Here is a 13,416-nt window from a genome sequence, read left to right on the forward strand (position 1 = left end):
ATAATAATCCTTGTTGTCGATGCGCATCATCTCAAGAGTAAGTGTAGACGGCATGCGTCTCACTCATCAGCCTGTGTTAATTTCTAAACAAATAATCAGCCAGAAGTTGTATTTTTTCAGGAGGATAGGATGCAAATACAGATTACAGATACCATTACCGAAGACGATCAAAATGCCCTGCTTGCCGGATTGCGCGCCTACAACCGCCAGTTCCTGAGAACCACCAATTTTGGCGACCTGGCGGTGTACTGGCGCGATGAAAGCAATGAAATTCTGGGCGGGCTGATTGGCAAAATCAAAGGCGAATGGCTGTGTATTGATTTCCTGTGGATGCATGATTCGCTGCGCAAAGGCGGTTACGGCACAAAATTGATGCAGGCTGCCGAACAGACAGCGCGTGAGAGAGGATGCCTGCATGCGCTGGTGGATACCATGAGTTTCCAGGCGCTGCCGTTTTATCAGAAAAACGGCTATCAGCTGCAAATGACCCTCGATAACTTTCCGGAAACCGGCTCCGCGCGGCATTATTTGTCGAAAACGTTTTGATGACCGGAAGCTCTGGACGGCGCCTCACTTTCTTGCGCAGCAGAATAGTGTATGTTCTGAACAATCATTTATTTCTTAAGCGGTAAAGAGATGAGACGGATTGAGATAATACTGGGGGAGCTGGAACGGCTGACGCGAGGACTGAATCTTGCCCATCTGGCGCAGGAAACGGCGTTCACAGCAGAAGCTATCGGCTTTAACCTCGGACTGGCGCGCAACTCGGTCAGTAAAGATCTCAATCAGCTCTGGAACGACGGCCTGGCGATTAAAAGCCGAGGACGCCCGGTATTCTTTCTGCATCGTCAGGCGATTGAAACGCTGCTGGGGCGCAAACTGGATGAGTCCGAGCGTGAAGTGCAAACCGTTGCCGACCTGTTGCCTGTTCAGGAAAACCAGGCGACAGACGATCCCTTTTCTGGCCTGATTGGTTACGATCGCAGCCTGCGCGACGCGGTGGAAAAAGGCCGCGCGGCGGTGCTGTATCCCCACGGGCTGCACGTTCTGCTGACCGGTTCCTCCGGTGTCGGCAAAACCTTTTTTGCCGAACTGATGCATCGTTTCGCCTGCGAACGCGCAGTGGGAGCGTTGCCGCCGCTGGTTTACTTTAACTGCGCGGAATACGCCCATAACCCGGAGTTGCTTTCTTCGCACCTGTTTGGTCATCGACAGGGGGCATTTACCGGCGCAAATGAAAATAAACCCGGTCTGGTCGAGCAAGCCGACGGCGGCTATCTGCTGCTCGACGAAGTGCATCGTTTGCCGTATGAAGGTCAGGAAAAGCTATTTTCTATTCTCGACAAAGGCGAATACCGGCCGCTGGGTTCCAGCGCCGTGGCGCGGTCAATCTCGGTTCGTCTGATATGTGCGACCACCGAACCGGTAAGTTCGGCGTTGCTGCGCACTTTCCAGCGACGTATTCAGGTATGTATCGATCTCCCCGGCATCCGCCAGCGTTCGGTGGAAGAGCAGGTTGAACTGATCGTTGGCTTCTTACAGCGTGAGAGCCGCAAAATCGAGCGTACGATAAGCATCGACCGTACCTTGCTGCTCTGGCTGTTGAACAAGCCGCTGGAAGGCAACATTGGTCAGCTTAAGAGCGACATTCAGTTTCTCTGCGCCCAGGCCTGGGCCTCAGGGATGACCGAGCACAGCGACACGCTACAGCTGGATAAACGTCTGGCGGAGATTTCGTTTAACGCTACGCCTGAACAGCGTCTGCTGGTTGGCGCACTGTTCGAAGGCAAAGAACACCTGAGCATCGATGCCCGCACGCTGCCTGCGCTGAAAAATTCGCTGGCCACCGGAGCCGAAATTGAAGAGAGCGATCTCTTCTACAGCTTCCTGACCCGCGAATATATCAACCTGCGTAACAGCAACGTGCCGCCAGCCGAAACGCTGGCAATCCTCAAAAACAAGCTCAGTTCGATATTTGAATATGGTCTCTACAGCCGCGACAGCGTGGCGCATCCTCCGCGCTATGGCGATCAGATTGAAGAGCGAGTCACGCTGCTGATCGGTTGCGTTGAGCAGGTGCTTGGTTTTACGCTGCCGGAGAATCTGGTTAACCCGCTGCGCAAACACTTCCTGGCGCTGATTGGCTATGTGCAGCGCGGCCTTATTCCGCAACTTTATTCTTCCAGCCTGATCCTCGATCGCTGCAAAGATGAATACGAAAACGCTACGCTGTTATGCCGAAAAATCAATGAGCTACTGCATATTCAATGTCCGGCGACGGAGGTGGTCTGGCTGTGCCTGTTCCTCAAAGAGTGTCGCCATTACCGCCAACGGATTGACGCCAGTCCTGACTGCGGGGTGATTTTGATTGCCCACGGTGCGACGACCGCCACAAGTCAGGCGCAGTACGTGAATCGCGTGCTGGAGCGCGAGGTGTTCAGCGCTATCGATATGCCTTTTGAGCAGTCGGTGCATGACACGCTGGAAGCCCTTACGCAGATGATCCAGACCCGGCAATATCGCCGATTGATCCTGATGGTGGATATTGGCTCGCTGGTCCATTTTGGCAGTACGATCAGCAAATTATTCCAGATAGACGTTCTGCTGATGCCCAATATCACGCTCACCAGCCTGCTGGAAATCGGGCTGGATTTAAGCTACGAAACCAGTGACTTACCGCAACTGGCGGCGTTGATGCAGAGCAAAAATATTCCCTGTCAGCTCTGTACGCCGCAGCAGGAAAATAGCGGTAAAGTGCTGGTTATCTCCTGCATCACTGGGATGGGAACGGCAGAAAAAATCAAAAAGGTGCTGGAAGAGAGCTTCGGTGAGTTGATGTCGCAGGATACACGGATGGTGATCCTCGATTACAACGAAGTTCGCAGCCTGGAGCGTGTTCAGCAGGCGATTAACGCCAGTGAACGCCTGGCGGGAATAGTGGGCACTTTCCAGCCAGGACTGCCGGATATTCCGTTTATCTCGCTCGAGGAGCTGTTCTCTGAGCAAGGCCCCGAGCTGGTACTCAGCCTGCTGACGCCAGATCTCTCCAGCAGCGAACGCCGTCTGGAGATGGAGCGCAGCGCGATGCGCTTTATCAGCGCGTTGACTATGGAGAGCATCATTAACCATATTTCGGTGCTCAACCCGCAGCGTATTCTCAAAGAGATGGAAGGCGTGCTGAATCATCTGACCACCGCGCTTTCGCTCAAACCGAGCCGTCAGGTGACACTGCGCTTCCTGATCCACTGCTGCTGTATGGTCGAGCGTATCGTGATTAACCGCAAACCGTTACAGATGGCGCTGGAGAACAAGCCGGATCTGGATAATCGCGCGTTTAGTGTCATTAAATCCGCTTTCCTGCCGATCGAAGAGGCCTATGCCATTCGCTTATCGGACGCGGAATATTTTTATATCTACGAACTGCTATATAGCTAATCCCTTTACTGGCGCGGCTTTCTGCCTCGCCAGCGCTCCTCTCCTCCCCGCGTGACACAAATTCTGGCACAGCCTTTGCTCTGTTTACCTATGTCTATGTAATCGAGCCAGGAGGCCATTTTGACTACCACTGAATCCTTGCCCCAGATCCTGCTGCTGACCCATGGCGGCTGGGGGCAACAGCTTTGCAACAGCCTGCGCATGGTGATGGGTGAAATCAAAGGCGTGACGGAAATTGCGCTGATGCCCGTTGATACGCTCGGCGAGTTTTATCAGCGCGTTGAAGCCGTAGTGAAAACCATGCCGGAAGGCTCACTGATCCTGACCGATTTTATTGGCGGCACCACCTCCAACGTGGCGGCGCGGCTGAGCGCCGATTACCCGGTGGCTGTTATTTCCGGGCTCAACGCCTCTTTGCTGCTGGAGGCGCTCGACAAACGCGAGCATGGCCAGTTGACCACCTGCGTGGCTGAACTGGTCGACGCCGGGCGTAGCAGTTGCCTGGACGTTGTCGCCCACGTGCGTCAATTACAACAATCACAATAAGGAATAAACATCATGGCAAACATCGTCTTATGTCGTATCGATAGCCGTCTGATTCATGGACAAGTGGTGACCAAATGGGTTGGGCAATCTCAGGCCAACCGGATTGCGGTGGTTAGCGATGAGCTGGATGCCGATCCGTTTATGAAAAACATCTACCTGATGGCCGCGCCGCCAAGCATCAAAGTGGATTGCTTTGGTAACCAAAGTTTTGCGGCCGCCTGGAAAGAAAACCAGCTTGGTGACGGCAAAGTGCTGGTGCTGTTCCCTTCTCTGGCGGCGGTTCAGGAAGCGGTCCAGTTGGGGTTTGACGTCACTACCATTCAGGTCGGTGGGCTGGGCGGTGGGCCAAACCGCAAAGCGGTATTCCAGAACATTACGCTGGATGAAAAAGACGTCGGCATTCTGAGCGACCTGAAAAATCGTGGGATTCAGGTGTTCTTCCAGACTATCCCGGAAGATAAGCCTCAGTCGCTGGACGATATCCTGAAAAAATTCTAATTCTTTGATAACAGGGTACTTAACTATGGATACTTTAGTCTTTGCAAGCCTGATGGGGCTGTATTACTGGTTTGCCCGTTTACGCCTTGGCTACACCTTCTCCGCTATGCTGCTGCAACCAGTCGTGATTGCCGTATTCGTTGGCCTGCTGTTAGGCAACATGGAAACGGCGATGATCATCGGTGCCGGTATGCAGCTGGTTTATCTCGGCGTGACCTCTACGCCAGGCGGTAACGTCCCGTCGGATCCGGCGCTGGCCGCCTGTATTTCAATTCCTATCGCTGTGAAGGCCGGAATGGACCCGAACCTGGCTATCGCGCTGGCGATCCCGTTTGGCGTCATCGGCGTGTTCCTCGACCAGCTGCGCCGCACGTTAAACGCGGCATGGGTGCATATGGCCGACAAACATGCGGAAACGGCCAACATGGCGGGCATCATGCGCTGTGCATTCCTCTACCCGGCGTTGCTTGGCCTTGTACTGCGTTTCCCGGTGGTTTTCGCCGCCAACTATTTTGGTCAGGACGTGGTGGAAAGCTTCCTCAAGCTGATGCCGCACTGGCTGACGCACTCCTTTGAAATTATGGGCGGCATTCTGCCAGCGTTGGGCTTCGCCATCACCATTATGGTGATCGGTAAAAAGAGCCTGCTGCCGTGGTTTATCGGCGGATTCTTCGCAGTGCTGTACCTGAAGGTGGACATCATGGCGATGGCAATCTTTGGTACCTGCGTGGCTTTCCTGATTAAAGGTCTGGCGAAAAATGAAGGAGCAGCATGATGAGCAGCGACGTAATGCAACATGAACTGGTGGAGCGTGCGCGTGAAAGCGGCACGCTGACCAAAGCAGACATCACCAAAGCCTGGTTTATCTACTGGCTGGGCGCGGAAGTTTCCAGCTCCTATGAGCGTTTGCAGAGCCTGATTTTCTGCGCCTCGATGACGCCGATCATCAAAAAGCTCTACCCGCAAAAAGAGGAACAGGTAGAAGCGCTGAAACGACATCTGAACTTCTTCAACTCAGAGCAGACGTTCGGGGCGGTGATTCAGGGGATCTCCATTGCGATGGAGGAACAGAAAACCCGCGGCGAGCCGATCAGCGATGCCTCAATTACCGGGATTAAAACCGGGCTAATGGGACCGCTGGCTGGGATGGGGGACTCCATCATCTGGGCAGCCGTGATGCCGCTGTTAATTGCTATTTTTATCCCGTTCGCCGCCAATGGCAGCGCGATGGGCGGAATTGTACCGTTAATCCTCTACCCGGCCATTACGTTGGCAATCAGCTACGGTATGGTGCACAAAGGCTATACGCTGGGACGTGACTCGATTATCGGTCTGCTGCAGGGAGGGCGAATTAAGGAACTGATCTACGGCGCGAACGTGCTGGGCCTGATCATGATGGGCGCGCTTTCTGCGAGCTACGTCAAGATCACCACGCCGTTAAAACTCAGCGCCCTGAAAGGCTCTGAAGTGGTGGTTCAGCAAATCCTCGACTCTATTGCCCCCGGTCTGTTGCCGCTGGCGGCGGTGTTCGCCATTTATTTCTATCTGGTGAAGAAAGGGCCGCGTTACACCACGATTTTGCTGTCGATTGTCGCACTCAGCGTGGTCTGCTCACTGCTGGGAGTGCTGTAAGCCATGACACAGAATATCTACCAACAATTGGGGCTAAAACAGGTGATTAACGCCTGCGGCAAGATGACGATTCTGGGCGTTTCCAGCGTCGCGCCGGAGGTGATGCAAGCCACCGCGCGGGCAGCTTCGGCCTTTGTTGAAATTGACCGGCTGGTGGACCGTACCGGTGAATTGGTTTCCCGCTACACCGGCGCGGAGGACAGCTATGTTACTTCGTGCGCCTCGGCGGGTATTGCGATTGCCGTTGCCGCCGCCATTACCCGCGGTGACCAGGCTAGTGTCACGCTGATGCCGGACAGCGCGGGTATGGCCAATGAAGTGGTCATGCTGCGCGGGCATAACGTTGACTACGGGGCGCCCATCACCAGCGCGATCCGCTTAGGGGGAGGACGGGTGGTGGAGGTTGGCTCAAGTAATCTGGCGGCCCGCTGGCAGTTGGAGAGCGCGATTACCGATAACACCGCCGCGCTGCTGTACGTGAAATCGCACCACTGCGTGCAGAAAGGCATGTTGAGCATTGCAGACTTCGTACGGGTTGCGCAGGTTCATAACCTGCCGCTGATTGTCGATGCCGCCGCCGAGGAAGACTTACACGCCTGGGTGGCGAGCGGGGCGGATATGGTGGTCTACAGCGGAGCAAAAGCCTTTAACGCGCCGACCTCCGGGTTTATCACCGGGAAGAAACAGTGGATTGCCGCGTGTAAAGCGCAGCACCACGGAATTGCCCGGGCGATGAAGATCGGCAAAGAGAATATGGTCGGGCTGGTGTATGCCCTGGAAAACTATCATCAGGGGCAAACCGTGGTCACCGCCGAAGAGCTTCGCCCCGTGGCGCAGGCGATTTCAGCGATTCGCGGACTGGATGCGGATATTGAGCAGGACGAAGCCGGGCGCGCCATCTGGCGGATTCGTATTCGGGTGAATGCACAAGAGCTGGGGATGGATGCTTACGCCGTAGAAGCGCAGCTGCGAGAGGGTGATATCGCGATTTACGCTCGCCGTTACAACCTTCATCAGGGCGTCTTTAGTCTTGACCCGCGTACGGTTGCAGAAGGGGAAATGGCACTGATCGTGGCCCGACTAAAGGGGATTGCAGACCATGCAGCACATTAATTTTTATCGCAATAAAGTGGCTATTAACGTGCTGGCGAAGGATATCGCCAACGCCCGGGAAATCTATGACGCTGCCGAAGGTCACGCGGTGATCGGCATTCTTTCGGCGCAGTTCTCCTCGGTTGAGGAAGGGGTTAAGGAAGTAAAACGCTGGATGGTCGACGTGCCGTCGATTTCCGTGGGGCTGGGGGCGGGCGACCCGGCGCAGTATTACAAAGCGGCAATAATTGCCTCACAGGTCCATCCGGCACACGTCAACCAGACCTTTACCGGTTGTGGGTTTGCGGCAGGCGCCTTGGCGGCAACGGGCGGTGAACAGACCCATATCAACGCGTTAGTCAGTCCCACGGGCACGCCGGGGGAAGTGTTGATCTCCACTGGCGTCAGCAGCAGCCAGGGCACGCCAGCCCACGTTTCCTGTGATGCAGCGGTACGTATGATGCTGGACTCTGGCGCGCATGCGGCGAAGTTCTTCCCAATGGGCGGTGAGCAGTCCCTGCCTGAGTTGTACGCACTGGCGACGACAGCGGCACGCAACGGCATGACGTTGATTGAGCCGACCGGCGGTATCGATCTCGATAACTTCGGCATTATCCTGCAATCCTGTCTGGAAGCAGGAGTACCGCGCGTCATGCCGCATGTTTACAGCTCGATTATCGACCCACAGACCGGTAATACCCGGCCTGCAGATATCATCAGGTTGATGGAGATAGTCAAAGCCCTGGTGTGATGTTGCTATCGCCGGATGGCACACAAAAAATGCCCGAAGGTGATCTCGCCTACCGGGCATTTTTGCGAACATCATTCATGGAAAATGAATGCATTGCAGCAGCATCTATTTATCCTCGAAAACGCCTCGCAAAGGGGTAATTTCCCTGATGTCGTCTGTAGCACTGGCGAGTAATGTCCCGTCATCTTGTTCTTCTGGTGACGGATCGCCATGCAAAAACCAACAACCTCTACGCCGCATGATGCCGTATTTAAAAAATTCTTAAGCCATCCAGAAACGGCACGGGATTTTCTTGATACCTATCTTCCTTCGTCATTACATGAGCTTTGCGATCTGGATACACTGAAGCTGGAATCCGGGAGTTTTATTGAGGAAGACCTGCGTGCCAGTTATTCCGATATTCTGTGGTCGCTAAAAACGAGAACCGGTAAAGGCTATATCTACGCGTTGATTGAACACCAGAGTTCACCGGATGCTCATATGGCATTCCGGATGATGCGTTATGCCATTGCTGCGATGCAGAAACACCTTGATGCAGGACACAAAACGCTGCCGCTGGTGGTGCCGATACTTTTTTATCATGGCGTCGATAGCCCGTATCCGTACTCGCTGTGTTGGCTGGATGAATTTGACGATCCAGAAACTGCGCGGCAGCTTTATGGTGCGGCCTTCCCGCTGGTAGACATCACGGTGGTGTCTGATGATGAGGTTATGCAGCATCGGCGGATGGCGCTACTGGAGCTTGTCCAGAAGCATATACGCGAGCGCGATTTGATGGTGCTGGTGGATAACCTGGTTGCTCTGCTGGTTAAGGGATACGCTAATGACAGCCAAGTAGAAACGCTATTTAATTATCTGATGCAGTCTGGCAGCGCCCCGCGTTTCGAGGCGTTTATTCGCGAGGTGGCTTTACGCGTTCCCCAACACAAGGAGAGATTAATGACGATTGCAGAATGTTTACGTGAGTCGGGGCGAAGAACGGGGTTGCTAGAAGGCAAACGCGAAGGCAAACAAGACGAAGCGTTGCGGATAGCCCATGCCATGCTTGAGAAGGGGCTCGATCGTGAACTGGTGCTGATTATTACCGGGCTCTCCATCGATGAATTAACAACAGATTCCGACTAATTTTACTTTTTCCCATTATGCTTTTTTCTTCTTGCTGATGCTTTTTCGTTTTTTAAACCGCAGCGGCCTTGCCGCTATAGTCATTTCATTACTCATCAGGCGGTTATTGCAAAAGGATAAAACGTGAAACTGAAAATACCTTATTTCGGGGCTGGGGCGGCGGTATTACTGGCGGGATTATTGCTGGCAGGATGCGATCAGCAGAGCAGTGATGCAAAGCATATTAAAGTGGGTGTGATTAACGGTGCCGAGCAGGATGTGGCGGAGGTCGCGAAGAAAGTCGCTAAAGAAAAATATGGCCTTGAGGTGGAGCTGGTGGGTTTTAGCGGTTCTCTGCTGCCTAACGATGCCACTAATCATGGTGAGCTGGATGCCAATGTCTTCCAGCATCGTCCGTTCCTCGAACAAGATAATAAAGCACACGACTATAATCTGGTTGCTGTGGGCAATACCTTTGTGTTCCCGATGGCAGGGTATTCGAAGAAAATCAAAACCGTCGCTGAACTTAAAGACGGTTCAACGATTGCGATACCTAACGATCCAACCAACCTCGGGCGGGCGCTGTTGCTGCTGCAAAAAGAGAAGTTAATTACGCTGAAAGCGGATACCGGCCTGCTGCCAACAGCGTTGGATATCACTGATAATCCGCGGCATCTGAAAATTATGGAACTGGAAGGCGCGCAGTTGCCGCGCGTATTGGACGATCAGAAAGTGGATGTAGCGATTATCAGTACCACCTACATCCAGCAAACCGGTCTTTCCCCGGTACATGACAGCGTATTTATCGAAGACAAAAACTCACCGTACGTGAACATCCTGGTGGCGCGAGAAGACAACAAAGATGCCGAGAATGTGAAAGAATTCCTGCAATCTTATCAGTCACCGGAAGTGGCAAAGGCGGCAGAAACTATCTTTAACGGCGGCGCGGTTCCGGGTTGGTAATCGTGACCCGTTGCCGCGCCGGTTGGGGTTAAACCGCTCTGGCGCGGCGACGTGAGTCCATTGAGATCAGTACTACCGATGAGAGGATTAAAAGCGTGCCCAGCCAGTCTGGCAGGGTAAACGTAATACCTAACAACAGTAGTGACAGCAACGCGCTGCTCAACGGTTCTGCGCAGCTTAAAATGCTCGCTTTCGGTCCGCCAATCATCTGCGCGCCTTTCAGGTACAGGCTAAACGTCAGCGACGTGCCGATGACCACCAGATAGAAAAACGCCAGAATCAAACTGCCATTCACCACGAAATTAGTGCCCTGTCCGGCATAAAACGGCAGCAGGATCATGCCGCCGATTAACATACTCCAGCCGACGACCGGCAGCGTGCCGTAGCGCGCGATAAGCGTTGAGGGGTAGGTGGTGTAGAATGCGGCGGCAAACGCCGAGGCAATTCCCCAGAACAGCGCGGCAGGTGAGATAGACAGCGACGTTGGGTTACCGTGGGTGACCAGTAAGAAAGTGCCGATGAGCGAGGTGAAGATTGCGGTCAGCACTAAAATCCCCGGTCTAGCTTTGCGCACCACGGAAAACCACGCCACGATAATGGTCGGTGACAAAAATTGCAGCACCGTCGCGGTGGCGGCGTTGGATTTTTCAATGGTCAGCAGAAAGGTTAGCTGTACGGTGAGCGCTCCAACTACGGAAAAAATCAGCAGGCTGATGGCGTCTTTGCGGTTTTTGATAATGGAGAACACTTTGTCGCCGTGAACGAAAGAGAGCATCAGCAGAATCAGCCCGGCGAAAATCAGACGTGTCATGGTCAGAAACTGCGACGACATCTGACTTTGCTCCATGATGTACTGCGCGCAAACGCCTGAACTTCCCCACAATACGGCGGCAATCAGGACGTTCATCATCCCTCTTCTGGTGGAACTCATCTTTCCCTCGGCATGTTGTTTTGTTTTATTTGTGTGCAGGCATCATAGCAGAGATAGCGAAGCGAGTGAGACATGACTGGTGTAGCCCCCCACGCGGCAGGGGGCTTCGGTAGTTATTTTATGGCGCAATCGGCGTCAGATAATCCAGCCGTAGCGGTTCGGCTAGCAGATCGTTCATTTGTAGAATGAACGCCTGGAAATGTGGCAGAGCGATATGTTCGTCCAGACCGGCCTGTCCGCGCCAGGATTCGCGCACGTAAAACACATCCGGCGTGTCGCGTAACTGGAACAGGGCATATTCAATATTGCCCGGCTCCCGGCGAGTAGGCAGTAACAGAGCCTGTAGTGCCTGTTTCAGTGCATCGATTTTCCCTGGTTTGGCTTTCAGTATCGCAATAATTGAAATCACTTCTGAATCGGACATGTTAAAACCCCTCCAGCACAATCTTGCCGACCGAACGACCGGTTTCAATTTGCGCGTGGGCTTTTTGCAGATTTGCCGCGGTGATCGCGCCAAAATGTTCGCCCAGCGTGGTGCGGAGGGTGTTGCTGTCGATCAGCTGTGCCACGCGGGTCAGTAACTGATGCTGCGCAATGATGTCGTGGGTGGTAAACATCGAACGGGTAAACATAAACTCCCAGTGCAGCGAAATGCTTTTGGCCTTCAGCGGACGCGCATCGAGAGTGTGCGGATCGTCAATCAACGCCAGTTTGCCCTGCGGTGCCAGGGCGGCAATAATTTGCGAATAGTGCTGCTCGGTATTGTTCAGGCTGGCAACGTGCGTCACCTCTTTAATGCCTATCCGTGCCAGCTCTTCCGTCAAAGGCTTGCTGTGGTCAATCACATGATGAGCGCCCGCTTCACGAACCCATTTCTGGCTCTGAGGACGTGATGCCGTACCGATGACGGTCATTTTGGTCAGCTTACTGGCCAGTTGCGTCAGAATAGAACCGACGCCGCCAGCCGCGCCAACGATCAATAACACATCATCTTCATTGCTATTCTCCTCAACGCCCAGACGGTCGAACAGCATTTCCCAGGCGGTGATGGCGGTCAGCGGCAGCGCCGCAGCAGAAGCATTATCCAGTGTTTTTGGCTTCAGCGCGGTAATACGTTCATCAACCAGCTGAAATTCACTGTTACTGCCAGCGCGGCCCAGCGCTCCGGCGTACCAGACTTCATCGCCAGGTGTGAACAGGGTGACGGTTTCACCCACGGACTTCACCACGCCAACGGCGTCCCAGCCCAGAACGCGCGGCACATCGGCGTTAAAACCTTCGCGAACCTTGGTATCAACGGGATTGACGGAAATGGCTTTCACTTCAACCAGCAGATCGTGCCCGGTAGCGACTGGCATGGGCAGGTCAATCTCTTGTAAAAATTCAATGTTATTGCCGTCGGTCGCGGCGCGAGTAATAGCGATGGCTTTCATGGTCTCTCCTGTCACAGGAATCAGTTGAATAATTCGATGGTAAACCGGTAGCAGAACGGGAAAAATAGCCCTACGGCGACAGGACTTATACTCGGGGAGTGAAAATGTTCCGGCTTGAAGATCTCACGTTGTTTGTCCGCGCCGCGGCGCTGAATAGTTTTAGCGATGCTGCACGCGAAGTCGGCGTTCAGCCTGCTCAGGTCAGTTCAGCTATCAAGCGACTGGAGTCTACGTTGGCTATCCGCTTGTTCGCCCGCTCCACGCGAAGCCTACGCCTGACGCCGGAGGGCGAGGTCTGGCTACCCTATGCCCGCCAGATGCTGGACGTGATGCATGCCGGGCTGCAAAAAATTCAGACCCCAGAAGATGAAGTTTCTGGCACGCTGCAAATCGCCGTGCCTTCCGATCTTGGCCGTAACCTGCTGCTGCCGGTCTTTCAGTCGTTTCGACGCCGCTATCCCGCGCTGCGCCTGCGGATTTTTTTCTCCGATCAGGTGACGGATGTCTTTAAAGACCCCGTCGATGTTGCGTTTCGCTATGGCAATACCGAAGACGCTTCATACATTGCGCTGCCCGTTGCACCGAGTAATCGACGCGTGCTGGTGGCATCACCGGAATGGGTTGCGCAAAACGGCGCGCCGCAAACCCCGGATGATTTAACACAGCTCAACGCCATGACCTTCGTATTACGCGGCCGTCTGCACGATCGCTGGACGTTTATGCGCAACGGCGAGGTCAGTAGTGTGCAGGTTAACGGCACCATTATGAGCGACGATGCGGAAGTGATCCGACGGCTGGCAATTGCCGGGGAAGGTGTGGCGTACAAGTCGTGGCTGGATGTCAGCGAAGATGTGCGTGACGGTCGATTACAACTGCTGATACCGGATTATCAGGGGGAGAAAGTCCCGCTGAATATGATTTGCCCGCATCGGAAGCAGCTTTCAACGGCGGTCCGTCTGCTGCACGACGCGGTGAAGGCGCGGTGTGAAATGCTGGCGCAAAGCTAGTAAGCGCTTTACGCCAGAATACTA

The 13,416-nt window shown here is 54.1% G+C and carries 14 protein-coding genes; 11 read left to right on the forward strand and 3 right to left on the reverse strand.

The features are described 5' to 3' along the window. Positions 1-129: 129 nt before the first annotated feature. The 10 genes from OGV85_RS01990 to nlpA all read left to right on the forward strand — a co-directional run bounded on the left by OGV85_RS01990 (position 130) and on the right by nlpA (position 10,021). Positions 130-546 (forward strand): GNAT family N-acetyltransferase, encoded by a 417-nt coding sequence (locus OGV85_RS01990; protein ID WP_003023951.1) that lies wholly within the window; start codon positions 130-132, stop codon positions 544-546. A gap of 90 nt (positions 547-636) precedes the next feature. Further along, positions 637-3,435: a transcriptional regulator DagR gene (dagR, locus tag OGV85_RS01995; RefSeq protein WP_061547780.1), complete on the forward strand. Its 2,799-nt coding sequence runs from the start codon at positions 637-639 to the stop codon at positions 3,433-3,435. Between the two features lie 120 nt (positions 3,436-3,555). Beyond that, positions 3,556-3,981 (forward strand): PTS sugar transporter subunit IIA, encoded by a 426-nt coding sequence (locus tag OGV85_RS02000; protein ID WP_003023957.1) that lies wholly within the window; start codon positions 3,556-3,558, stop codon positions 3,979-3,981. Positions 3,982-3,993: 12 nt separating this feature from the next. After that, on the forward strand, positions 3,994-4,479 hold the full coding sequence (locus OGV85_RS02005; RefSeq protein WP_061547781.1) for a PTS sugar transporter subunit IIB: 486 nt from the start codon (positions 3,994-3,996) through the stop codon (positions 4,477-4,479). Between the two features lie 25 nt (positions 4,480-4,504). Further along, positions 4,505-5,254 carry a PTS mannose/fructose/sorbose/N-acetylgalactosamine transporter subunit IIC gene (locus OGV85_RS02010; protein WP_003023960.1) on the forward strand — a complete coding sequence of 250 codons (750 nt, stop codon included), beginning with the start codon at positions 4,505-4,507 and terminating at the stop codon, positions 5,252-5,254. Further along, positions 5,251-6,111 (forward strand): PTS system mannose/fructose/sorbose family transporter subunit IID, encoded by an 861-nt coding sequence (locus tag OGV85_RS02015; RefSeq protein ID WP_005121522.1) that lies wholly within the window; start codon positions 5,251-5,253, stop codon positions 6,109-6,111. Before OGV85_RS02010 ends, OGV85_RS02015 begins: the two co-directional genes overlap by 4 nt. Before the next feature lie 3 nt (positions 6,112-6,114). Then, a complete protein-coding gene (gene dgaE, locus OGV85_RS02020) occupies positions 6,115-7,224 on the forward strand; it encodes a D-glucosaminate-6-phosphate ammonia lyase (RefSeq protein WP_061547782.1) in 1,110 nt (369 codons plus the stop codon). Continuing rightward, complete coding sequence (dagF, locus tag OGV85_RS02025) at positions 7,211-7,954, forward strand: 2-dehydro-3-deoxy-phosphogluconate aldolase (RefSeq protein WP_061547783.1); 744 nt, start codon at positions 7,211-7,213, stop codon at positions 7,952-7,954. Before dgaE ends, dagF begins: the two co-directional genes overlap by 14 nt. A 210-nt stretch (positions 7,955-8,164) precedes the next feature. Continuing rightward, positions 8,165-9,079, forward strand: a complete 915-nt coding sequence (locus OGV85_RS02030; protein ID WP_061547784.1) for an Rpn family recombination-promoting nuclease/putative transposase — start codon at positions 8,165-8,167, stop codon at positions 9,077-9,079. Between the two features lie 123 nt (positions 9,080-9,202). After that, on the forward strand, positions 9,203-10,021 hold the full coding sequence (gene nlpA, locus OGV85_RS02035; RefSeq protein ID WP_061547785.1) for a lipoprotein NlpA: 819 nt from the start codon (positions 9,203-9,205) through the stop codon (positions 10,019-10,021). Between the two features lie 28 nt (positions 10,022-10,049). On the opposite strand, the gene OGV85_RS02040 is transcribed toward nlpA, so the two are convergent. The 3 genes from OGV85_RS02040 to OGV85_RS02050 all read right to left on the reverse strand — a co-directional run bounded on the left by OGV85_RS02040 (position 10,050) and on the right by OGV85_RS02050 (position 12,385). Next, positions 10,050-10,952 carry a carboxylate/amino acid/amine transporter gene (locus tag OGV85_RS02040; RefSeq protein WP_003023973.1) on the reverse strand — a complete coding sequence of 301 codons (903 nt, stop codon included), beginning with the start codon at positions 10,950-10,952 and terminating at the stop codon, positions 10,050-10,052. A gap of 118 nt (positions 10,953-11,070) precedes the next feature. Beyond that, positions 11,071-11,376 (reverse strand): putative quinol monooxygenase, encoded by a 306-nt coding sequence (locus OGV85_RS02045; RefSeq protein ID WP_048218854.1) that lies wholly within the window; start codon positions 11,374-11,376, stop codon positions 11,071-11,073. A gap of 1 nt (position 11,377) precedes the next feature. Continuing rightward, complete coding sequence (locus OGV85_RS02050) at positions 11,378-12,385, reverse strand: zinc-binding alcohol dehydrogenase family protein (RefSeq protein ID WP_032950556.1); 1,008 nt, start codon at positions 12,383-12,385, stop codon at positions 11,378-11,380. 104 nt (positions 12,386-12,489) lie between these two features. On the opposite strand from OGV85_RS02050, the gene OGV85_RS02055 reads away from it, so the two are divergent. Beyond that, positions 12,490-13,392, forward strand: a complete 903-nt coding sequence (locus OGV85_RS02055; RefSeq protein ID WP_061547786.1) for a LysR family transcriptional regulator — start codon at positions 12,490-12,492, stop codon at positions 13,390-13,392. Positions 13,393-13,416 lie beyond the last annotated feature (24 nt).

Source organism: Citrobacter sp. Cf132 (assembly GCF_030333885.1).
Taxonomy (GTDB): Bacteria; Pseudomonadota; Gammaproteobacteria; order Enterobacterales; family Enterobacteriaceae; genus Citrobacter; species Citrobacter freundii.